This window comes from Gottfriedia sp. NPDC056225, assembly GCF_042267765.1.
Lineage (GTDB): Bacteria > Bacillota > Bacilli > Bacillales > Bacillaceae_G > Gottfriedia.
In genome coordinates this window covers 1-21,424 of record NZ_JBHJTJ010000005.1, presented here as the reverse complement: position 1 = coordinate 21,424, position 21,424 = coordinate 1, and the positions used below count along the sequence as shown (strand labels likewise).

Annotated in this window: 15 protein-coding genes, 22 tRNA genes and 1 rRNA gene; 4 read left to right on the top strand and 34 right to left on the bottom strand. The window is 35.1% G+C overall.

From position 1 onward, the window contains the following. Window positions 1-2 precede the first annotated feature (2 nt). Window positions 3-1,739 (bottom strand): 2-succinyl-5-enolpyruvyl-6-hydroxy-3-cyclohexene-1-carboxylic-acid synthase, encoded by a 1,737-nt coding sequence (gene menD / locus ACFCYN_RS05540; RefSeq protein WP_375948047.1) that lies wholly within the window; start codon window positions 1,737-1,739, stop codon window positions 3-5. Beyond that, window positions 1,729-3,135 carry an isochorismate synthase gene (locus ACFCYN_RS05535; RefSeq protein WP_375948045.1) on the bottom strand — a complete coding sequence of 469 codons (1,407 nt, stop codon included), beginning with the start codon at window positions 3,133-3,135 and terminating at the stop codon, window positions 1,729-1,731. The genes menD and ACFCYN_RS05535 overlap by 11 nt, the downstream gene beginning before the upstream one ends. Window positions 3,136-3,290: 155 nt before the next feature. Here ACFCYN_RS05535 and ACFCYN_RS05530 point away from each other — a divergent pair, with 155 nt between their 5' ends. The 3 genes from ACFCYN_RS05530 (at window position 3,291) to ACFCYN_RS05520 (ending at window position 5,631) form a co-directional block, all read left to right on the top strand. Beyond that, entirely contained in the window at window positions 3,291-4,214 is a 924-nt protein-coding gene (locus ACFCYN_RS05530; protein WP_172447109.1) for a 1,4-dihydroxy-2-naphthoate polyprenyltransferase, read from the top strand. A gap of 99 nt (window positions 4,215-4,313) precedes the next feature. After that, window positions 4,314-5,063, top strand: coding sequence for a TraR/DksA C4-type zinc finger protein (locus ACFCYN_RS05525; RefSeq protein ID WP_172447108.1), 750 nt, complete (start codon window positions 4,314-4,316; stop codon window positions 5,061-5,063). A gap of 103 nt (window positions 5,064-5,166) precedes the next feature. Next, entirely contained in the window at window positions 5,167-5,631 is a 465-nt protein-coding gene (locus ACFCYN_RS05520) for a TspO/MBR family protein (protein WP_375948043.1), read from the top strand. A gap of 58 nt (window positions 5,632-5,689) precedes the next feature. Here the strand turns inward: ACFCYN_RS05520 and ACFCYN_RS05515 are convergent, their stop codons facing one another. After that, window positions 5,690-5,890, bottom strand: a complete 201-nt coding sequence (locus ACFCYN_RS05515; RefSeq protein ID WP_098121901.1) for a cold-shock protein — start codon at window positions 5,888-5,890, stop codon at window positions 5,690-5,692. 473 nt (window positions 5,891-6,363) lie between these two features. On the opposite strand from ACFCYN_RS05515, the gene ACFCYN_RS05510 reads away from it, so the two are divergent. Then, complete coding sequence (locus ACFCYN_RS05510) at window positions 6,364-7,152, top strand: TIGR00266 family protein (RefSeq protein WP_172447106.1); 789 nt, start codon at window positions 6,364-6,366, stop codon at window positions 7,150-7,152. A 62-nt stretch (window positions 7,153-7,214) separates the two neighbouring features. On the opposite strand, the gene ACFCYN_RS05505 is transcribed toward ACFCYN_RS05510, so the two are convergent. The 31 genes from ACFCYN_RS05505 to rrf all read right to left on the bottom strand — a co-directional run. Then, the gene (locus tag ACFCYN_RS05505; protein ID WP_375948041.1) at window positions 7,215-8,009 is read right to left on the bottom strand and encodes a lipase family protein; all 795 of its coding nucleotides are present in this window, start codon (window positions 8,007-8,009) and stop codon (window positions 7,215-7,217) included. 64 nt (window positions 8,010-8,073) lie between these two features. Beyond that, window positions 8,074-10,482 carry a glycogen/starch/alpha-glucan phosphorylase gene (locus ACFCYN_RS05500; RefSeq protein WP_375948039.1) on the bottom strand — a complete coding sequence of 803 codons (2,409 nt, stop codon included), beginning with the start codon at window positions 10,480-10,482 and terminating at the stop codon, window positions 8,074-8,076. 25 nt (window positions 10,483-10,507) lie between these two features. After that, a complete protein-coding gene (glgA, locus tag ACFCYN_RS05495; protein WP_375948037.1) occupies window positions 10,508-11,941 on the bottom strand; it encodes a glycogen synthase GlgA in 1,434 nt (477 codons plus the stop codon). After that, entirely contained in the window at window positions 11,935-12,954 is a 1,020-nt protein-coding gene (locus ACFCYN_RS05490; protein WP_375948035.1) for a GlgC family sugar phosphate nucleotidyltransferase, read from the bottom strand. The genes glgA and ACFCYN_RS05490 overlap by 7 nt, the downstream gene beginning before the upstream one ends. 48 nt (window positions 12,955-13,002) lie before the next feature. Beyond that, on the bottom strand, window positions 13,003-14,130 hold the full coding sequence (locus ACFCYN_RS05485) for a glucose-1-phosphate adenylyltransferase (protein WP_375948033.1): 1,128 nt from the start codon (window positions 14,128-14,130) through the stop codon (window positions 13,003-13,005). After that, window positions 14,078-16,009, bottom strand: coding sequence for a 1,4-alpha-glucan branching protein GlgB (gene glgB / locus ACFCYN_RS05480; RefSeq protein WP_375948031.1), 1,932 nt, complete (start codon window positions 16,007-16,009; stop codon window positions 14,078-14,080). Before glgB ends, ACFCYN_RS05485 begins: the two co-directional genes overlap by 53 nt. 570 nt (window positions 16,010-16,579) lie before the next feature. Further along, window positions 16,580-17,479, bottom strand: coding sequence for a DMT family transporter (locus ACFCYN_RS05475; RefSeq protein WP_375948029.1), 900 nt, complete (start codon window positions 17,477-17,479; stop codon window positions 16,580-16,582). Continuing rightward, on the bottom strand, window positions 17,476-18,030 hold the full coding sequence (locus ACFCYN_RS05470; protein ID WP_375948027.1) for a bifunctional transcriptional activator/DNA repair enzyme AdaA: 555 nt from the start codon (window positions 18,028-18,030) through the stop codon (window positions 17,476-17,478). Before ACFCYN_RS05470 ends, ACFCYN_RS05475 begins: the two co-directional genes overlap by 4 nt. 1,097 nt (window positions 18,031-19,127) lie before the next feature. Then, window positions 19,128-19,199, bottom strand: a tRNA-Glu gene (locus ACFCYN_RS05465). 11 nt (window positions 19,200-19,210) lie between these two features. Beyond that, window positions 19,211-19,301, bottom strand: a tRNA-Ser gene (locus ACFCYN_RS05460). A gap of 7 nt (window positions 19,302-19,308) precedes the next feature. Continuing rightward, a tRNA-Asn gene (locus ACFCYN_RS05455) sits at window positions 19,309-19,383 on the bottom strand. A 20-nt stretch (window positions 19,384-19,403) separates the two neighbouring features. After that, window positions 19,404-19,480 (bottom strand) — tRNA-Ile (locus ACFCYN_RS05450). 17 nt (window positions 19,481-19,497) lie between these two features. Continuing rightward, a tRNA-Gly gene (locus ACFCYN_RS05445) sits at window positions 19,498-19,568 on the bottom strand. 6 nt (window positions 19,569-19,574) lie between these two features. Further along, window positions 19,575-19,650: transfer RNA gene (locus tag ACFCYN_RS05440), tRNA-His, on the bottom strand. A gap of 9 nt (window positions 19,651-19,659) precedes the next feature. Beyond that, window positions 19,660-19,732: transfer RNA gene (locus ACFCYN_RS05435), tRNA-Thr, on the bottom strand. Between the two features lie 61 nt (window positions 19,733-19,793). After that, window positions 19,794-19,869, bottom strand: a tRNA-Phe gene (locus ACFCYN_RS05430). A gap of 8 nt (window positions 19,870-19,877) precedes the next feature. Continuing rightward, a tRNA-Asp gene (locus ACFCYN_RS05425) sits at window positions 19,878-19,953 on the bottom strand. Window positions 19,954-19,956: 3 nt separating this feature from the next. Continuing rightward, a tRNA-Met gene (locus tag ACFCYN_RS05420) sits at window positions 19,957-20,033 on the bottom strand. Between the two features lie 196 nt (window positions 20,034-20,229). Further along, a tRNA-Ser gene (locus tag ACFCYN_RS05415) sits at window positions 20,230-20,322 on the bottom strand. A gap of 9 nt (window positions 20,323-20,331) precedes the next feature. Next, a tRNA-Ile gene (locus ACFCYN_RS05410) sits at window positions 20,332-20,408 on the bottom strand. 13 nt (window positions 20,409-20,421) lie between these two features. Continuing rightward, window positions 20,422-20,495 (bottom strand) — tRNA-Met (locus tag ACFCYN_RS05405). A 26-nt stretch (window positions 20,496-20,521) separates the two neighbouring features. After that, a tRNA-Ala gene (locus ACFCYN_RS05400) sits at window positions 20,522-20,594 on the bottom strand. A gap of 10 nt (window positions 20,595-20,604) precedes the next feature. Next, window positions 20,605-20,681 (bottom strand) — tRNA-Pro (locus ACFCYN_RS05395). 24 nt (window positions 20,682-20,705) lie between these two features. After that, window positions 20,706-20,782: transfer RNA gene (locus ACFCYN_RS05390), tRNA-Arg, on the bottom strand. 10 nt (window positions 20,783-20,792) lie between these two features. Then, a tRNA-Leu gene (locus ACFCYN_RS05385) sits at window positions 20,793-20,879 on the bottom strand. Between the two features lie 8 nt (window positions 20,880-20,887). Continuing rightward, window positions 20,888-20,962: transfer RNA gene (locus ACFCYN_RS05380), tRNA-Gly, on the bottom strand. A gap of 23 nt (window positions 20,963-20,985) precedes the next feature. Then, a tRNA-Leu gene (locus ACFCYN_RS05375) sits at window positions 20,986-21,068 on the bottom strand. 22 nt (window positions 21,069-21,090) lie between these two features. Next, window positions 21,091-21,166: transfer RNA gene (locus ACFCYN_RS05370), tRNA-Lys, on the bottom strand. Window positions 21,167-21,174: 8 nt separating this feature from the next. Then, a tRNA-Thr gene (locus tag ACFCYN_RS05365) sits at window positions 21,175-21,247 on the bottom strand. Window positions 21,248-21,250: 3 nt separating this feature from the next. Continuing rightward, a tRNA-Val gene (locus tag ACFCYN_RS05360) sits at window positions 21,251-21,326 on the bottom strand. Between the two features lie 5 nt (window positions 21,327-21,331). Next, window positions 21,332-21,424: ribosomal RNA gene (rrf, locus tag ACFCYN_RS05355) — 5S ribosomal RNA — on the bottom strand; the annotation flags it as partial.

Below are 21,424 nucleotides of genomic sequence, written 5' to 3'. Positions count from 1 at the left end.
CTTTACTTTTCGTATTTAGATTTTACAATGCTCCAAACTTTTTGATGTAGATCATAGTTTTCTTGACGATTTGTTCGGATTTCGATAACTTGTAAACCATCATTCTTTCTAGACAACACATCTTCAAAATCGAACCAATTATTAATTTTTGTATGAATTCCACCGAAAAGTGCTGTAGCATGTTCAAAATCTAATCCTAATGGAGTGCCAAACAATGCTTCGAAATGCTTTTCCTCTTTTGATTGAGGTAAAAATGAGAAGATGCCGCCTCCATCATTATTAACGAGAATAACTCGTAAAGGCAAATGATGTAACTTAGAAAGTACTAGACTATTTAAATCATGGTAGAAAGATAAATCTCCAATCAATAATGTCACATTGTCTCCAGCTGCTGCCATTCCTAATGCGGTCGCAATTGTTCCATCAATACCATTTACGCCTCGATTACAAGCAATTTTAAACTTTTTAGATTGCGAAAGTAAAAATGTATCTACATCACGAATTGGCATACTGTTTGATACAAATAAAGTACTTTCTTCCTCTAAAGACTTTGCTAAAACTTGAACAATTTTCCCCTCAAAAAGTTCATCAAACTGTTCAGCTTGCTGAAGTCCGTTTTTCGTTTTTTCATTAATAGATTTCCATTCATTCAACCAATCAGTTTGAAAATCAGTCGTCTTCTCATATGATTCGAAAATTGCATTACAAAATTCAAGATCATCACATGAAATCATTTGTGTAGCTTTTAATGTTGGATCTCTCCATAGATCACCTTCATCAATTACGATCAACTCACAATCTTGTTGCCTTTGTGTATATTGAGTAAATGTCTTAGAAACAGGCATCGAGCCAAATCGAACAATTATTTCAGACTCAAGCGAATTAGCAATATCTTCAAAACGAAGGAACGTATCGTATGTATCGATTACATTTGAATCCTCATTATTATTTGTTCTACCATTTGAAAGTGGATCACAAAGAACTGGGTAGTCTAATAAACTGCCTAAAGCAATAATCCTTTTTAAAGCATCGCCTTCAACATATGGTCCACAAACTAATAAGCCTTTTCTTTTTGATTGAAAAAGCTCGGTAATTTCACTTCTAGTTTCCTTTGAAATTGTCGCAAGAGTTTTAGTAAGTATCGTATGAGCAGAATTTTTACGTTTTCCTGCCGAAAATAAATCATCAATTGCAAAATTTGGAACTAATGGTTCTCGTAGAGGCACATTCATATGTACTGGCCCCATTGGAGCAGTCACACAAGAACGGTAAAGTCGATTAATACTTGAGCGGGCATATTGGTACATTGCCTCAGAAGCCTCTGGTAATGCCAGTTCCATGAATTTTTTTACAAAAGAACCATATAAGCCAATTTGATTCATAGCCTGCGGTGCACCAATATCTCGCAGCTCATGTGGTCGATCAGCTGTTAATACGAACAAAGGAATTCTAGATTCTCTCGCTTCAGATATTGCTGGTAAGTAATTAGAAGCCGCTGTTCCAGATGTACAAATTAAAACTGTTGGCTGTTTAGTACTTTTGGCAATTCCTAAAGCAAAAAAACCTGCTCCTCTTTCATCCACTGCAATATAAGACTTAAGTTTTGGATGCTCATTTACAAGCATCGAGATTGGAGTAGAACGCGACCCAGGGCTAATTACAACGTTTTGAATATTTAGTGCGCTTAATTCATCTACAAGTGCACCTATATATTTTGTTAATGCTTCATTATCTTTCATTTCGTAACCCTCCTAATGCGTTCAGCATTGGCAGAAACTTTACACCAGTTTCAAAAAATTCTTCCTCTGGTTTTGAATCTTGTACAACACCACAACCGGCATATAATTTTGCTTTTTCTCCCTTAATTAAGGCACTACGTATGCCTACAGCAAAATCACCATTTCCATTTAAATCAATCCATCCAATTGGAGCACCATACCAACCACGATCGACAGGTTCAAGTTCACGAATTAATTTGCACGCTTCTTCCTTAGGAAAACCACCAAGTGCTGGTGTAGGATGTAATGCTTGAATTAATTCGAATAAAGTAACGTGGTTATACAATTTCCCTTCAACTGGCGTAAATAAATGCAATAAGCTTTTAGTCGCCATAATTCTTGGTGTCGACGGAATTAATAATTCGTTACAATATTTTTTAAGAATTTCTCGGATATAGTTTACAACAAAAGCATGTTCTCCATTATTTTTTTTACTATTTAATAGCCAATTAGAAGCCTCTATATTTTCTTCCTTAGTTTTTCCTTTAGCAGCTGAACCTGCAAGGCACATTGAAGAAACTGTATTATTTTTTTTAGAAATCAATCGTTCAGGAGTAGCGCTAATAAATACAGTATCTTTTATTTGATAAGAAATAATATAATTAACATTTCTTGTTGCTTCTAGTTCATATATTACTTTTGTTGAATTTACTTCTGCCGAAAATATAGCATCTAAAGTGCGATTTAATACAACCTTTTCTAACTTTTCGTTTTTCATTTGTTGTATAGCTTCTTTTACACTTTGAATCCATTCATTTGGTTCATATTCATCCTTATTTATGCATTCCGATTGCGTAAAACTCGGTTGCTTCATTCCAAAGTTTTCTAAAAAGTCATCATATTCTTTATATTGAAGCAATAAATCCTCTACGGAAGTTTGTTCATTTATTTCATAATTAGAAGTAATAAATGTTCCTTCTTTTGTAACCGTCACCATTAATTTAGGTATATAGAAATGAGAGGTTCCAAAATTCTTCCAATCTTGATCATCTTTATAATTATCAAAAAAAGAGAAACCCCCAAGAGCTATAGGTCCTGTACCAAAGCAATGTTCTTGCTCGATATACACTTGCTCTCCAAAGCGTTTCCATTCTTTTTCTATTGCAGAATACTGTTCTTCTGTACTATGATGAAAAGGAACTAAAGTACCAATTCCTGTGAGAATTAACGAGTTTTCTTGGTTTGACCAATAAAAGCGTTCAGTAAAACCCAATTCATGATAAAAATGGTAAACGCTTAGGGGATGAATATTCATTATTTTTTCCACTTTACAAATAAAGCGTTTTGAACAAGTTTTTGCATTAAAAAGAGAGTGCTCAAAGAATGCAATCGATTCTAGCTGACCTGTTCTAAGCATTATAGTTCCCCCTAGCTTAAATATACGTTAAATACATGATATAACTAAAGATACAACGATGAATGTAGACTGTCAATTTTATGAAGTTCGTCCATACTTTTTTAAAGTAAAATGGCCTACATTTTCAAATAATAATAAAAAGGAGGATGTTAAAAATGCAACCAACAATTCAATCACCAACTTCCTCAACAGGTTTTAGAACATGGTGGAATTTGTTAAGACCACATACATTAACCGCAGCGTTCATTCCTGTTGCGATCGGTGCAATGTTAGCACATATAGATCATTCATTTCATTTACTTTTATTTCTTTCGATGCTTATTGCAAGTTTATTAATCCAAGCAGCAGCAAATATGATCAATGAGTATTATGATTATAAAAGAGGCCTAGATCATGAAGGTTCTGTCGGAATCGGAGGAGCAATCGTAAGAGATGGCATTAAACCTTCAACTGTATTAACACTCGCTTTTTCTTTTTTTGGTATTGCACTACTTTTAGGTATTTATATTTGCATTCAAAGTAGCTGGTGGATCGCAGTTATTGGTCTAATATGTATGGCAGCAGCTTATTTTTACACTGGAGGACCACTTCCAATTGCATACACTCCATTTGGAGAATTAGTTGCGGGCTTCTTTATGGGTGTCGTCATTATTGGAATTACTTATTATATCCAAGCTGGAAATTTACCATCTAATGTAATTTTACTTTCAATTCCTACTTCTATTACAATTGGAGCAATTTTAACTGCAAACAATATACGTGATTTAGATAATGATAAAGAAAATGGACGCAAAACACTCGTTATCTTATTAGGTAAAAAGAATTCAATTATCTTTATTGGTTCAATGTTTGCCGTTGCATATGCATTAGTAATTTTATTTGTCATAATGAATTTAATTACACCTTTTGCACTGATTGCTTTAGCAAGTATACCTGTAGCGATTAAAGCAACAAAAGGTTTTATTGGTAAAACTCAACCAATGGAAATGATGCCAGCTATGGCAGCGACAGCAAAAACAAATACTATAATGGGATTCCTTCTTGTTATAGGCTTAATAATTGGAAATATTTTTTCCTAATTAAGACAATTCAATTCCTCAAAAAACTTAACTCATGTTTTCTCCCTTTTTGAACAAAATATGGATAGCCATATTCATTTATTGAAAAGGGGGAGCATGATGCTTTCACAATCACAAATCCAAACATTTAAAACTGAATTACTAAAACAAAAACAACATATAGAAGAAAGATTAAATGATCCAGCCTTTACACCATATTCACTCAGGGATTCAGTCGATGAACTTTCACTTGCAGACAACCACCCTGGTGATTTAGGTACTGAATTGTTTGAACGCGAAAAAGACATTTCTCTTCATGAGCATTTAAGAAATGAATTAACCGATGTAAATACTGCGCTGCAAAAAATTGAAAATGGAACATATGGCATATGTGAAATTAGTGGTGAAGAAATTCCCTTTGAACGTTTACAAGCACTTCCTACAGCGAAAGCAACAATTGAGCATACCCATGATCAACATATTTCAAGTTCTTCTATAAGATACGATCGTCCAATTGAGGAAGAAGTTCTAAATCCTCCATTTAGTAGGGATCCTAAAGACCGCTCAATGATGTATGACGCTGAAGACGCTCTACAAGATGTTGAACGATATGGAAATTCACAAACACCTTCTGATTTTGAATTTAATAATATTGAGGAGTATGAAAACACTTATACTGAGAGCTATGAAAATGTAGGATATGTTGAAGAATTTGAAAACTTTATCGGCACTGATATATATGGTAAAGAACGAACCGTCTACCCTTCTAAAAAGCATGAACAGTATGAACAAGATCTTGATGACTATGAAGAACAAGCCTTAAACGGAGAACTATCCGAAATCGATGTAAAAGACATAGAAAAGTATTAAATTATTGCTTTCATTTAAAAACGATTACTTTTATGGTAGTCGTTTTTATATTTTCGAAATACAGACATATACTAAATCAAGACATCTTATTTAAGGAGGGTTTATGAATATAAAGTTAATCGTATTATTTTTCTCCTTATACTGCTTATTTTTTGTAGCTTCTATTTTATTTCCAATTGATTTTAATTGGTATAATAGTCTACATAAACCTAGCTATACCCCATCAGGAAAAACAATCGGTATCATTTGGGCTTTCTTGTATTCTTTTATTTCGCTAAGCGTATGTATAGTCGTTTCAATGGTCGAATCATTTAAAAAGGCAAAATGGTTTTTTATTTTATTTATTATTAATTATTTATTTAACCAGTTATTTAGTTTCTTTCAATTCGAACAAAAAGATATCCTATTAGCTACTATAGACTGCGGATTTGTATCAGTAACAGCTATACTTTTAGCAATCACTGCCTATAAACATTCAAAAACTTCATTTATTTTACTAATCCCTTATTCACTTTGGTCGATCTTTGCTACCTACCTAAATTATAATATTTACTTACTAAATATATAGATTAATAGATTAAAATAAAAAGGCATCCTAAATAAGGATGCCTTGAACATAACAAAAATTATTTTTTGTTTACGTTAGCTGCTTGTGGTCCACGGTTTCCTTCGATGATTTCGAATTGAACTTCTTGACCTTCTTCTAAAGTTTTGAAACCTTCGCCTTGAATTGCAGAGAAGTGTACGAATACGTCGTTTCCACCTTCAGTTTGGATGAATCCAAAACCTTTTTCGCTGTTAAACCATTTAACTTTACCGAATTCCATCGATAATACCTCCTAAAAATACATATATACACTATTAAAACGTGCATAAAAGAGGGATGAAGAAAAAGAACGTCATTGTCCAATCGGCTTAGGATTGCTACAACATTGAAAGTGGTCAAAACTTCTTTTCAAGACAAAGAAAAATGAGCGTTACTAAGAATTTTGTAGTGCAAATGTATCGTTAATTTCTTACCTTCAAATAAATATGCAGTTAATAGTAACTTAAATATATCATATATAAAAAAGAGCGTCAATGACACTAAGGGTAAATTGAAAGAATTTTTTATATAATTCGTCAAATTTATTTTTTTGTATATTTTGACCTAATTTAATTCAATAAAATCGTTATATTTTCACATCGATTGGCAATAATATTTGAGGATTCTGTAGTAATTTATCAAATTATTTATAATTAAAAAACTAGAATTTCATATTACAATATTTGTATAGTGAAACTATAAGGAGGAATAACAATGAAAAATTCACATGAAGTTACATATAAAATTCATGGCCATGATATGCAATTTGTACAGGTAGAGCTTGATCCAAATGAAACAGTAGTTGCTGAAGCTGGAGCAATGATGATGATGGACGATGGAATTGAGCTTGAAACAATTTTTGGAGATGGTTCTCAGCAAAGCGGCGGATTATTTGGAAAACTAGTTGGAGCTGGAAAGCGTCTTGTGACAGGTGAGAGCTTATTTATGACTAGCTTTACGAACCGAACTAGCTCATTAAAAACAGTAAGCTTCTCTGCTCCATATCCGGGAACAATTATACCGCTGGATTTACATGAATATGGAAATAAAATTATTTGTCAAAAGGACTCATTCTTGGCTGCTGCAAAAGGAACTTCAGTTGGAATCGAGTTTAGAAAGAAATTAAGTACAGGACTATTTGGTGGTGAGGGCTTCATTATGCAAAAACTCGAAGGCGATGGTCTTGCTTTCCTGCATGCAGGTGGTTCAATCTACTCAAAAACACTACAACCAGGTGAAAAAATTAAGATTGATACTGGATGTATTGTCGGTTTTACTGGTAATGTTAACTATGAAATTGAGTACGTTGGAAATGTAAAAACGGCTTTATTTGGTGGAGAAGGTCTATTCTTCGCTACACTTCAAGGTCCAGGAACAATTTGGGTTCAATCACTAACTTTAGCAAGATTAGCATCTCGAATTGGTCAATACTTACCAAATTCATCTAGAGAAGAAGGAAGTATTCTAGGTGGCCTAGGGAATTTATTAGACGGTAAAGAATAAACCATTTTTTACGCTGTAACTTAAAAAACTAGTCTCATTTGACTAGTTTTTTTGTTTGATTATTAGATTACTTCCTCTTCCAATGGTTCAGCTTCGCGCAATTTATAAGTATATGTTGGGGTATAGTCATAATCCAGCTTCATCTTTTTAACCCCTTCGATATAAGTCGATAAGAGATGGCTATTTTTAATTGATCCCTTATTTAGTGAAAAAGTGATTGGATGTTTCACTTGAACGTATTCTAAATAAATGTGCAAGGGCTTTATTTCTACTTTAAAAGGCGGGCTTAAAGGAACCATGTCATATAAATTAACAAATCTTAAACTATGCCTTACATTTTCATCATAATTTTCTTTAAACTTTATATTGCCAACTTTTGGAGAGCCAAATGTATAAACATTCGGGTTACAAATTCCATTCATTGCAATCTCATAACCTAATAAGGTAGCCAATGATCCACCTAAGCTATGCCCGGTTATGAATATTTTTTTTGAGAGAGCCTTTACTTTTACAATTGCTAAAAGCATTTCTCGACAAGATTGATAAATTGATAGAAAACCTGAGTGTACATTTCCACCACCCATCACATAAGGAAATAAATCTTGATCAATTTTCAAATCAGCTAACCAATCTAAATCTGATTTCGTTCCTCGAAATGCGATGATGATAGAATCTTCATTTTCAATAATATAACCAAACCACTCCGGCTCGCTAAAAACACATGCTTTGATTGTATCAACTAATGAATAATCTGCAGGTATCATAAATTGTCCATCTTCATCATACTGAGTATACGCCTGTTCAATGCAAAGTAGTAATTCTAAGGCTTTATCATAGTCGACTGAAAGGAATTTCAACTTATCTCTCCTTTCCTGCTTTACACAATTATATGAAAAACCTCCTAATAAAATAAGAGGAGGTTTAAGTGTGATGTAAAGTTCTTTCGTGTATATTCCATATTTCTGAAGCATATTGACGTATAGTACGATCACTTGTAAAAAAGCCTGATTTTGCGACATTATGAAGACTTTTTAATGCCCAGTCTTGTTTGTTTTGGTAAGTATTATTAATACATTCATGAGCTTTTACATATGAAGAGAAGTCCCTTAATAAAAAGTACTCGTCATTATAGGACATGAGTGAATCAAAAATCGGCTCAAATTCTTCTCTTGGTAATGGAAATAATCCATGGAGTAATTGATCTAATACCTTTTTAATTCTAAGATCATGATGGTAATAATCACTACTTTTGTATCCACCGTATTGGTAATAATTTAAAACCTCGTCCGCTGTAAGTCCGAAAGTAAAAATATTCTCCTCGCCAACTTCTCTTAAGATTTCAATATTTGCTCCATCTAGCGTCCCAATCGTAAGTGCGCCATTCATCATAAATTTCATATTTCCAGTTCCTGATGCTTCCTTACTTGCTGTTGAGATTTGTTCACTGACATCAGCTGCAGGGAAAATGATTTCTCCTAACGAAACACGGTAATTTTCGATAAAGATGACTTTTATAAATTGACTTATATAGCGATCATTATTAACGATATCTGCCACAGAATGAATTAATTTAATAATCTTTTTCGCAAAATAGTAACCCGGAGATGCTTTCGCTCCAAATATAAACGTTCTAGGATGCATTTTAAAATGTGAATCTTCCTTCAAACGATTATATAAATACATGATATGTAAAACATTTAGTAATTGTCTTTTATATGCATGCATCCGTTTCACTTGAATATCAAATATTGAATCTGTGTCTAACGCAATTCCATTTGTATAGTGAACATAATTTTCGAGCACTTCTTTTCTCTTTTTCTTTACATTCATAAATTCTGATAAGAAGGCTTCATCTTTTTGATAGTTCAATAGATTGTCAAGTTGAGTTGGTTCGTGGATCCACCCGTCCCCAATCGACTCGTTTATTAAGCTACTAAGCTCTGGATTACATTGAAGTAACCATCTTCTATGAGTTATGCCATTTGTTTTATTATTAAACTTAAATGGCTCATGCTCATAAAAGAGCTTCATTTCTCTTTGCTTTAAAATTTCAGTGTGAATTTCTGCAACTCCGTTTACACTCTTACTACCTACAATTGCAAGATGAGCCATTTTTACGACCCCATGAGCAATTATAGCCATTTGTTCTATTCGATCCCAATCACCTGGGTATTTGTTCCAAAGCTCTTTACAATATCTTTCATTTATTTCTTCTACAATCATATAAATCCTTGGCAATAAAGGCTTAAATAAATCAACTCTCCATTTTTCAAGCGCTTCAGAGAGCGTTGTATGATTCGTATAGGAAATCGTTTGAGTTGTAATTTCCCAAGCTTCATCCCATGATAGCTTTTCAACATCAATTAAAATTCTCATCAACTCTGGAATCGCTAAAACTGGATGTGTATCATTTACATGAATCGCAATTTCTTCGTGAAGCTTACGAATATTACCGTATTGCTCTTTATATGAATCTACTATTCTTTGAATGCTTGCAGAAACAAGAAAATACTGTTGCTTTAGACGTAAAATCTTTCCTTCATCATGTGTATCATCAGGATATAAGAATTCGGAGACCGCTTCTGCTTCTCTCTTATATTTCATCAATGTTTTATTCGAGGAATGTGTAGACGCTTCTGCACTCCATAATCTTAATGTATTTACCGTATTTGTATGATAACCAATAATCGGTAAATCGTATGGTACTGCTGTGATTGCTTCTGCACTGTGAATTCTGAACTCTAATCGATTTTTGTTATTATATACTTCTACTTCCCCACCAAATAGTACCTCAATTGCTTCATCATCTCTTCGAACTTCCCAAACATTTCCGTATTTCAGCCATTGTTCTGGGAGCTCAACTTGATAGCCATCTACAATCTTTTGGTCAAATAGGCCATGTTTGTAGCGTATGCCACATCCATGACCAGGTAAGTCTTGAGAAGCTAAGGAATCAAGAAAGCACGATGCTAGGCGGCCGAGGCCACCATTTCCTAGACCTGCATCACTTTCAAATTCCTCCAGATCACTTAAAGTAATGCCTAATTTCCCAAGACCTGTTTCACATAACTCTCTAAGGCCTAGATGAATTAAATTACTTTTCAAAAGTTTACCTAGTAAGAATTCAATTGATAAATAATAAACTTGTTTTTTTCGCTCTAAACGGTATTGTTCACTCGTTCCTAACCAATTACCGCTTATATGTTCACGTATCATCGTACCAAGTGTTTGAAACTGCTCCTGAGTAGTGCTTTCTGCAATATTCTTTCCATGCATACTTTCTAGTTTTTCTTTAAAACACCACTCAAATTCCTCCACACTAGAAAACATGGAATCACCTCACCCTATAAGATTTTTACTTTGAAGATTGCATATATAATTTTGCATATTCTTTAGCAGATTTTAACCAACTTGAATCTCTATTTATTGCATTTTTCCTTACTGATTTCCAATTCTTTTTATCCTCGTATACACTAAGCCCTCGTTCAATTGTGTGAAGCATATCGTGAGCATTAAAGTTCGTAAATGTAAAGCCGTTTCCGCTCTTCGTCTCTTCATTATATGCCTGGACAGTATCATTTAGCCCCCCAGTCTCCCTTACGATTGGGACACAGCCATACTTCATTGCAATAAGCTGCCCTAAACCACATGGTTCAAATAAAGAAGGCATTAAGAATAAATCTGCACCTGCATAAATTTGGTGGGCAAAACTTTCATCAAATCCAATATAGGCCCTTACTTTGTCATAATAATTATGTTCCATTGCTTTAAAAAAGTTCTCGAACTCTTCTTCACCAGTACCTAAAATGATTACTTGAACGTTATGATCCATTATTTGAGGGAATACGTGTGTAATAAGGTCAATTCCTTTTTGACTTGTTAAACGAGAAACCATCGCTATAACTGGAATATTTTCGTCCGTTTTTAAGGCAAGCGACTCTTGCAGTTTCAATTTATTTTCTGCTTTATTTTCGATTGTAAATTCATCGTAATTAGCATGTATTTTTTGGTCAGTAGCTGGATTATAAATTGTTTCATCAATTCCGTTAACGATTCCGAAAAGTTTGTGATCTTGCTCACGTAATAGTCCATCTAGCTGCTCTCCAAAAAACTCATGCTTGATTTCTTCTTTATAAGTTGGACTAACAGTTGTTACGATATCACTAGAAATGATTCCGGCTTTCATAAAGTTGATACAATCGTAAAATTTTAAATAGTCATCGCTAAAATATTGCTCATCAATTCCTAAAATGTCATCCATTACTACTTTAGAAAATACACCTTGGAATTGAAGATTATGGATTGTAAAAACAGATTTCATTTTTGGATTAATATCTTTTAATGCGCCATATTCTTTCATGAAAAATGGGATCATTGCTGTATGCCAATCATGACAGTGAATAACATCAGGGATAAAATCTAACTCCTTAATGCATTCAATCGCTGCTAATGAGAAAAATGCATAACGCTCTCCATCATCGTAGTGACCATATAACTTATCTCGATTGAAATAATACTCGTTATCAATAAAATAATAAGTCGTACCTTCAACCTTTAACTCAAATAATCCACAATACTGTTTTCTCCATCCTAGATTTATAGAGAGTTCTTTTACAAGCCTAGCTTCTTCTCTATATTTAGCTGGAATTAACGAGTAGAATGGAAGCATTACTCTTACATTCATATTTAATTTATTTAAATATTTAGGGAGGGCGCCTGCAACATCTGCAAGCCCTCCCGATTTAACAAATGGTACGCACTCTGAGACAATATATAAAACATTTACCACTGAATCAACGCTCCTTGAACTGAACCTTTTTGAAGCACTACTGGCTCATTTAAGCTTCCTTTTATTTCAACGCCATCTTCTATTCGAACATCCTTATCTAATATAACTCCATCTAATATACAATTATCGCCAATGTTTGATTTTTGCATAACAACACAATTGCGAATAATCGTATTTTTACCAATTTTCACCGCTCTTGAAATAATACTATTTTCAACAGTTCCTTCTATTACACATCCATTAGCTACAATTGAATTTTTTACAATTGCTTCTTTTGAATATTTTGTTGGTGGCTCATCTTTAACTTTTGTAAAGACAGGATAAGATTTTAAGAATAATTGATTCCAAATTTCAGGATTTAATAATTTCATACTTTGCTCGAAATAATCCTCAATTGTTTGAATGATTGCCACTTGTTGAGGAATTTCATATGCTTTTAATTCGACTTCATTATTTTGATCGCGCACAACGTCCATAATTGTTTCATAGCCTTTTTCATGGAAGTTTTCAAAAAGCTTTAACAGTAACTCTTTTTCAAGTATATAGATATTTAAAGATTTACCAAATTGCTTTAACTCGGTAATTTGTGCATCTGTTTCGATATGTCTCTTTAAAATTGGTCTAAAATCGACTGAGCAAATAGTATATGTATTTGCTACAACTACATACTTTTGAGTCGCACGTTGTAAAAATTGGATATGCTTATCAATAAAATCAAAAGTACCAAAAGCTCCATCACTAGGTTCTGGTGTAAAGATAAATAGCCCATCTTTTTTTCGATTTAAGTCCCAGTGTTTACCTGAGCCTAGATGATCAATAATTGATCGATAAGGTTGATCGGGAAATACAGCGACACTCGTAATACCTGAATTCACCATATTACTTAACATAAAGTCGATCAAACGATATCGACCTGCATAAGGAAGTGTTGCTAATGGTCGATGTTGTGTTAACGGCTTTAAAGATTCAAAATGTGTTGACGCCTCAATTATTCCTAGCATAGTATGTTTCATCAAATAACCCTCTCAATCTATTTTTCTTTTTGAGGAATGAGCCACCTCTTAAACTTCGCTCGTAACTAAAATTACCTCTTCATAATCTTTCTCAGGACCTAATAGACTTCCATCAGGAATATTCATCCCAGGAGCTACTACCGCATTTTCAATTCGAACATCCTTTCCAATTACACAACCTGGCATAATGACAGAATCCTTAATCATACTGCCCTCTCCGATTGTTACACCTTGGAATAACACTGAATGTGATATAAAACCTTCAACAACGCAACCTTCATTAATTAGTGAGTCTTCAACGATTGCTGTAGGTGCAATATATTGTGGTGGTTGATTCGGATTAACTGAATATATGCGCCAATCGCGGTCGTATATATTTAGTTCACTTTCTTCATTTAATAAATCCATATTTGCTTCCCATAAGCTTTTTACTGTACCTACATCTTTCCAATAGCCTTTGAAAGGATAAGCAACCACTTTTTTCTTTTCTTCTAGTAATAATGGAATAACATCTTTACCAAAATCATTACTAGACTCTGGATTACGGTCATCCATCTCTAAAAACTCTTTTAAAACATTCCATTTAAAAATATAAATTCCCATTGAAGCTAAATTACTTTTCGGATTTTGAGGTTTTTCTTCAAATTCTACAATGTCCATTTCCTCATTCGTATTCATAATTCCGAAACGGCTAGCTTCTTCATAAGGAACCTCGATGACAGAAATAGATACATCCGCATCTTTTTCAACGTGATAGTCTAGCATTTTGCTATAGTCCATTTTATAAATATGATCACCTGAAAGGATTAACACATATTCAGGTTGATATTGTTTTAAATAATTTAAATTTTGATAGATCGCACTTGCAGTACCTGTATACCATTTAACGCCAGACGCTTCTGAATATGGCGGTAAAACAGTAACTCCACCATTTAAGCGATCTAAATCCCATGCACTTCCGATACCGATATAAGAGTTTAGGACAAGTGGCTGATATTGAGTTAGCACCCCAACAGTATCAATGCCTGAATTTGTGCAATTACTTAAAGTAAAATCAATTATTCGATATTTACCTCCGAAAGCTACGGCTGGTTTTGCTAGTTCTTTTGTTAAAGAACTTAACCTACTCCCTTTTCCCCCTGCTAGTAACATTGCTACGCATTTTTTCTGAACCATTGCTGCTAATCCCCTTTCGCATTTTGACTGGACGTATGATAGTAAAACTAAACGCAGGTAGTGCTATTTCAATACTGTATGGTAAACCATGAAATGGTAATTCTTCTGCTTCAATGGATGAACGATTGATTTTACTATCGCCACCAAATTGCACATAATTGCTTGAAAGTAATTCTTTATATCGGTGCTTTGCAGGTACACCAATTCGATATGAGTCATAAGAAATCTCTCTAAAGTTACAAATTACTATGACATAATCTTCTTTGTTTTTCCCTTTACGGATAAATGAAAATACACTTTGATCTGAATTATTTGCATCAATCCAAGAAAATCCATCCCAATGATTATCAACTTCATAAAGTGACTTATTTTTTTTATAAATTGATAATAATTCTTTGAAGTATTTGTTCATCTTCGTATGAGATTCATAATCTTTTATCATCCAATCAACTTGCTCTAAATCCTTCCATTCATCGAACTGACCAAATTCACTTCCCATAAATAAAAGTTTCTTACCCGGATGAGATAAGTAATAACCAAATAATGCTCTTAGTTGAGCAAACTTTTCTTCATATGTACCAGGCATTTTATTGAGCAATGATTTTTTACCATGTACTACTTCATCATGTGAAAAAGGCAAAACAAAGTTTTCCGAGAAGGCATATAAAAACGAGAAAGTCATCTTATTGTGATGATGCTTCCTTTCAGCTGGTTGAGTTTCCATATAGGTCAAAACGTCATTCATCCAACCCATATTCCACTTGAAATTGAATCCTAGTCCACCCTCGTATGTAGGTGCAGTAACTAATGGCCAATCAGTAGAATCTTCCGCAATCATTAATACTTGTGGATCATGCTCAAATACCACTTCATTTAATCTTCTTAAAAAAGAAGCTGCAAAAGGATTTTCTTCATTTCTATTTTTCCAATACAAAATATTGGCAACCGCATCTACTCGGAAACCATCAATATGAAAGTATTCCATCCAATATAAGGCATTTGAAATAAGAAATGATTTTACTTCTGGTTTAGATAAATCAAAATTCGCTGTTCCCCATACTTCATTTTCTCTAGCATCGTAACCTTCATATTCATATGTTGGTTCTCCATCAAACATGTATAATCCATGAGAATCCTTACAAAAATGACCTGGCACCCAATCCATTATGACACCTATCCCATTCTGGTGACATTCATCTATAAAATTCATTAATTCATGAGGATTTCCATATCGACTAGTGGAAGAGAAATACCCTACCCCTTGATATCCCCACGATCGATCATATGGATGCTCGACTAACGGTAAAATCTCAATATGAGTAAAACCATGCTCTTTAACATATGGAATTAATTCCGTAGCTAATTCTGCATATGTGTAGAAATCACCATTCTTCTTCTTTTTCCAAGACCCTAAGTGCACTTCGTAAATTAAAACTGGTTCTTCATAAACAGACTTTTTAAATTTCTGCTTACGGTATTTTGCATCTTTCCATTTGTATCCTGAAAGATCGTAAACAACAGAAGCAGTATTCGGTCGAAGTTCACTAAAGAAAGCATAAGGATCACTTTTTAATAAAATATCACCCTTTTTGGTTGAAATTTCATATTTGTATACCGTCTCATGACCAATTTCTGGGATAAATATCGTCCATATCCCTTGATTATTCAACCTTTCCATTTTATGCTCTAAACCATTCCAATTATTAAAGTCCCCTACAACTGAGACACCCTTCGCATGTGGAGCCCACACTGTAAAAGTAGTTCCAACTTTATTCCCTTTTTTTACTACATGTGCACCAAAGCATTCATGGCTATGGAATAAACTTCCTTCATGGAATAAATGCACATCAAACTCAGTTGGCCGTGTCAAAAGCAACATCCTCACCTCATTACAATCTCTTAAATTCTTCTATCTCTTAATATTCTACAAATATATCTAATCACCTTGTATTTATGCAAAAAAAATTCAAAATTTTTTTCAACAAAATGAATAGTCATTCATGAAAACGTTGCCATTATTGCGTTTGTCGTAAAAATGTCGAATTTGTCGAACGAATATAATTGTATATTTATTCACTTCCCCTTTGAAAACCCTTGTAATAATTTGTAAATTTTTGATTTTTCATAAAATTCCATACATAATTCGCGTTTTAAAATCATATAATCTTTGTATTTAAAAAGAATTGTAGAAGATTGTCGGATTGAGAAGGAGAATTGTTTTTAGAAAAAATTTTAAAAGTTTTAAAATTTTTATAGAATCCTTGCTGCTAAATTGGAAGTAAATTCTAACTTTAGGATGCAATAATGACAATTCAACTCTTATGTCGAATCTTCTATGTACAAAATTTAATAAGATAACAATCTGAAGAGATGACAGTGGAGCAAAATAAAAGGATCCTCGCATGTTTACGAAGATCCTTTTTAGATTATCTATTATTTTTTTGGACGCCTAAATCTCCATGTGTTTACTCGTTGCTAATGCTTTTAACCGAATGCCTGAAATTAGGAATACACCACATAATATGACAATAAAGCCGAACAGCATTCCTAAAGATATATGTTCTTTTAAAATAAGAGCTCCCCAAATCATTCCAAATACAGGGATTAAAAATGTAACATTTAATGTCTTAGTCGGTCCAACACTTTCGATTAGATAAAAATACAATAAATACGCTACTGAAGTACAAAATAATGCTAATCCTATAACCGACAATATAGCCAATATCGTCACGTTAATTGTCGAGGTCGGTAAATTTAGTAATGTAAATGGTAAAAGTATAATTGAGGCACCGATTTGTTGTCCAGCTGCGAGTGATATTGGTGGAACTCCAATAAATGCCTTCTTTGCGTAAACACCTGCAAGTCCATATGAAATGGTCGATAAAACAGCAAGTCCCACTGCAATTTTAACATCGAAAGTAAATGGAATAGAGCTCCATCCTACAAGTAAGATTACTCCGATTACTCCTATAACAATCCCAAGCCATTTTCGCATACTCAAACTTTCCTTCATCCATATCCATACGACAAGTGCAGTAAATAAAGGTGTCAAAGAGTTTAAAATTGATGACATAGAAGCTGTTAGATACAATGTTGATATAGCTATTAAAGTAAATGGAATTGCAGCATTTAACATCCCAATTATTAAAAATTGTTTCCATCTCTTCTTAAAGTGTAATGACTTCTTTGTGAAAACTAAATATAATACCAAGGCAATAGAAGCAAATGTAACTCTTGCTTGAATTGTTAGAAAAGGTCCAAAAACAGGTGAAGCGATTCTAATAAATAAAAAAGAGGCCCCCCATAACGCTGCTAGGCTAAATAACGCCATTCCATCTTTTAATTTCATTTATTTAACCCCTTTCTAAAACTTGAAGGAGTGTAATCTAAATGCTGGCGAAACATGTTGGAAAAATGTGCTGAGCTTTTAAAACCAAGATTATGTGCTATTTCTGTTATCGTTTCATCAGTCTCTCTTAGCAATCTCGCAGCCTCATTCATTTTCAACTTAGTTGCATATTCTAGCGGAGAGAAACCTGTAGACTTTTTAAATAATCTCTGTAAGTGAAATTTACTTACTCCTACTTCAATTGCTAACCGATCTAAAGATAAACTACTTCGATACTCTTTTTCAATAAAGCGTTTGGCTGAAAAAATTATATCCTCCTCACTTGTGTGAAGTAAGTCAGGTTGACATCTTTTGCATGGACGATAACCATCATTTATTGCTAATGAAAGTGATGGATAAAACGATACATTTTCTATTAAAGGGGTTCTTGACTTACACGAAGGCTTACAACAGATTCCAGTAGACTTTACTGCATAAATAAAAACGCCATCATAGTTTTCATCACATTCCTCAACTGCAGTCCACATAACTTGATTATTTAATCCGTTCATTCGATCACTCACCTCATCTTTAGCTATTCACATTTTAGCATCAAGATCCTTCGCTAGCTTTCAATTTCTTGCTTTCTAATTTCAGATTAAATATTAAGGGTAAGTATAAAGAAGGAATGACTTTAAATATAGTCTATCTCCTAACAATTCTCTCAAATTGAAAATCTTTTCTATTTTTCCGTTAAAGTATTTAAAGATATTCATCATTTCATAAACAAATTATAGAAGTAAAAACAGTTGTTGAAGATTCCATAATAGTAATAATATTTATGAATAATACTGATATTGCAATTAAGTGCTAGGATATAATCGTGTTGGAGTTTAAACTAAGTGATACGGCTATTAGTTTTAAAGTGAGAAATATGTATGTAACCCGAATGAAGTTCAAAGGAAGAGTGCAGGTTTACACCATGGAGAGCTACTTCTGAAATGCGTTGTTTCTATTACTATATTTGTAAAAGAGATTGAAAATATTTTGCACGTATGTGGAAATATTTATTTGTTTGTTAGTATCTATAAACACAAATTATCTTTTCTAATTATAGATGTGATTAATTGATTTTATTAAAGAACTAGGGGATGAATTCGATTGGGACAATAATACTGAGTTGAATGAAGGATTAGTAACGAATGCCCTTTTAGATGATGAAATTAAAGCGTTTAAAAAAGCAGAAGAATAATCAGACTATTTTATAAAGTGAATATTCTTGGCTTTTATATTAATAATTAGGTTCGTCCATTTTTTTTTCAAAAAGCATTTTATTTGAGAAGTTCACATTAAAACATTTTCATTATTTGGGAATATTACGTTTAACGTTACCTATTCGGAGTTTAAGATGGATGCTCTATATAAATAGCTCTAGAAGGCATCTATTTGTCCAGTTATACTACTGAAAACCACCATTAAATAAGATCCGGTGATATGATTTGCTGCGAGGCGTTATTGGATTCGACTGTTTATATAAATCGAACGGAGTTATCACTGCTACAGTGATGATAGAGGAAATCTTTCTCATATTGTTGTTTGAGTCCCTAATTATAAAGACAAATAAAAAGCTCAGTTACCTGTGTTATCACAAATAACTGAGCTTTAGTTATGACCCGTACGGGACTCGAACCCGTGTTACCGCCGTGAAAGGGCGGTGTCTTAACCGCTTGACCAACGGGCCAAAAAAAAATATGGCAGAGAAGAAGGGATTCGAACCCTCGCACCGGTTACCCGATCTACACCCTTAGCAGGGGCGCCCCTTGAGCCACTTGGGTACTTCTCTATCATAATGGCTCCGCAGGTAGGATTCGAACCTACGACCACTCGGTTAACAGCCGAGTGCTCTACCACTGAGCTACTGCGGAAAAATTAATTATAAATTTAATGGTGGGCCTAAATGGACTCGAACCATCGACCTCACGCTTATCAGGCGTGCGCTCTAACCAGCTGAGCTATAGGCCCATTAAATTTTATAAAAAAGCGGGTGATGGGAATCGAACCCACGACCGAAGCTTGGAAGGCTTCTATTTTACCATTAAACTACACCCGCATAATATGGGGCGACCGATGGGAATCGAACCCACGAGTGTCGGAACCACAATCCGATGCGTTAACCACTTCGCCACGACCGCCATAAAGAGTGCCGACTAAAGGACTTGAACCCTCAACCTACTGATTACAAGTCAGTTGCTCTACCAATTGAGCTAAGTCGGCTTAATTAAATTATTTATCTTAAATATTGTACGTTTCCATAACTAGTTCAACTTATTTAAGATGGTGGCTCGGGACGGAATCGAACCGCCGACACGAGGATTTTCAGTCCTCTGCTCTACCGACTGAGCTACCGAGCCATCTTAAATGGCGGTCCCGACCGGGATCGAACCGGCGATCTCCTGCGTGACAGGCAGGCATGTTAACCGCTACACCACGGGACCATTTGGTTGCGGGGACAGGATTTGAACCTGCGACCTTCGGGTTATGAGCCCGACGAGCTACCAGACTGCTCCACCCCGCGATAATGTGGATACTATTTTAATTAGATCCATGAAGTTTATTTCTTTAAGACCATCCCAATCTCAGGATGTTTATGCAAGTAGCGGCTCGATTGGTATGCTGAAGTAATTCCTTCGAAGCATATTCGTTCGTGCTCCACCCCGCGATAATGTGAATCCTAACTAAGTTAGATTCATTAATATGAGATTTAATAAAAATGGAGGAGTAAGAGGGATTCGAACCCCCGCGGGCTGTTACACCCCTGTCGGTTTTCAAGACCGATCCCTTCAGCCAGACTTGGGTATTACTCCATTGATAAGTGGTGGACCTTGTAGGACTCGAACCTACGACCGGACGGTTATGAGCCGTCTGCTCTAACCAGCTGAGCTAAAGGTCCTAAAAAAAATAAGTAGCGGCGGAGGGAGTCGAACCCACGACCTCACGGGTATGAACCGTACGCTCTAGCCAGCTGAGCTACACCGCCATAATAATTCATTTAAGTTTTCTAAGTGGAGCCTAGCGGGATCGAACCGCTGACCTCCTGCGTGCAAGGCAGGCGCTCTCCCAGCTGAGCTAAGGCCCCATGTTTTAAATGGTCGGGAAGACAGGATTTGAACCTGCGACCCCCTGGTCCCAAACCAGGTGCTCTACCAAGCTGAGCCACTTCCCGTTTAGAATTACAGGTGATACAATATGGCGCGCCCGAAAGGACTCGAACCCATAACCTTTTGATCCGTAGTCAAACGCTCTATCCAATTGAGCTACGGGCGCATATTATAAATGGTACCGAGGGCCGGACTCGAACCGGCACGGGGTCAACCCCCGCAGGATTTTAAGTCCTGTGTGTCTGCCATTCCACCACCCCGGCAGCATATGTGGAGCGGAAGACGGGGCTCGAACCCGCGACCCCAACCTTGGCAAGGTTGTATTCTACCACTGAACTACTTCCGCGTATACTGCTTTTAAATTATAAATGGTGCGGGTGAAGGGACTCGAACCCCCACACCGAAGTACTAGATCCTAAGTCTAGCGCGTCTGCCAATTCCGCCACACCCGCAAATATTTTCTTTTTGAGAAAATGGTGAGCCATGAAGGATTCGAACCTTCGACCCTCTGATTAAAAGTCAGATGCTCTACCAACTGAGCTAATGGCTCAAAAAGAGTGCCGACTAAAGGACTTGAACCCTCAACCTACTGATTACAAGTCAGTTGCTCTACCAATTGAGCTAAGTCGGCATATGGTGGAGGATGACGGGCTCGAACCGCCGACCCCCTGCTTGTAAGGCAGGTGCTCTCCCAGCTGAGCTAATCCTCCATCAAACCAAGCGACGTTCTACTCTCACAGGGGGAAACCCCCAACTACCATCGACGCTGAAGAGCTTAACTGCCGTGTTCGGTATGGGAACGGGTGTG

Coding starts and splice junctions, on each gene's coding strand:
- ACFCYN_RS05530 (WP_172447109.1), top strand. CDS start 3,291: ATGCAACCAACAATTCAATCACCAACTTCCTCAACAGGTTTTAGAACA.
- ACFCYN_RS05535 (WP_375948045.1), bottom strand. CDS start 3,135: ATGCTTAGAACAGGTCAGCTAGAATCGATTGCATTCTTTGAGCACTCT.
- ACFCYN_RS05510 (WP_172447106.1), top strand. CDS start 6,364: ATGAAAAATTCACATGAAGTTACATATAAAATTCATGGCCATGATATG.
- ACFCYN_RS05485 (WP_375948033.1), bottom strand. CDS start 14,130: ATGGTTCAGAAAAAATGCGTAGCAATGTTACTAGCAGGGGGAAAAGGG.
- ACFCYN_RS05490 (WP_375948035.1), bottom strand. CDS start 12,954: ATGAAACATACTATGCTAGGAATAATTGAGGCGTCAACACATTTTGAA.
- glgB (WP_375948031.1), bottom strand. CDS start 16,009: ATGTTGCTTTTGACACGGCCAACTGAGTTTGATGTGCATTTATTCCAT.
- ACFCYN_RS05500 (WP_375948039.1), bottom strand. CDS start 10,482: ATGTTTTCTAGTGTGGAGGAATTTGAGTGGTGTTTTAAAGAAAAACTA.
- menD (WP_375948047.1), bottom strand. CDS start 1,739: ATGAAAGATAATGAAGCATTAACAAAATATATAGGTGCACTTGTAGAT.
- ACFCYN_RS05475 (WP_375948029.1), bottom strand. CDS start 17,479: ATGAAATTAAAAGATGGAATGGCGTTATTTAGCCTAGCAGCGTTATGG.
- ACFCYN_RS05520 (WP_375948043.1), top strand. CDS start 5,167: ATGAATATAAAGTTAATCGTATTATTTTTCTCCTTATACTGCTTATTT.
- ACFCYN_RS05515 (WP_098121901.1), bottom strand. CDS start 5,890: ATGGAATTCGGTAAAGTTAAATGGTTTAACAGCGAAAAAGGTTTTGGA.
- ACFCYN_RS05470 (WP_375948027.1), bottom strand. CDS start 18,030: ATGAACGGATTAAATAATCAAGTTATGTGGACTGCAGTTGAGGAATGT.
- ACFCYN_RS05525 (WP_172447108.1), top strand. CDS start 4,314: ATGCTTTCACAATCACAAATCCAAACATTTAAAACTGAATTACTAAAA.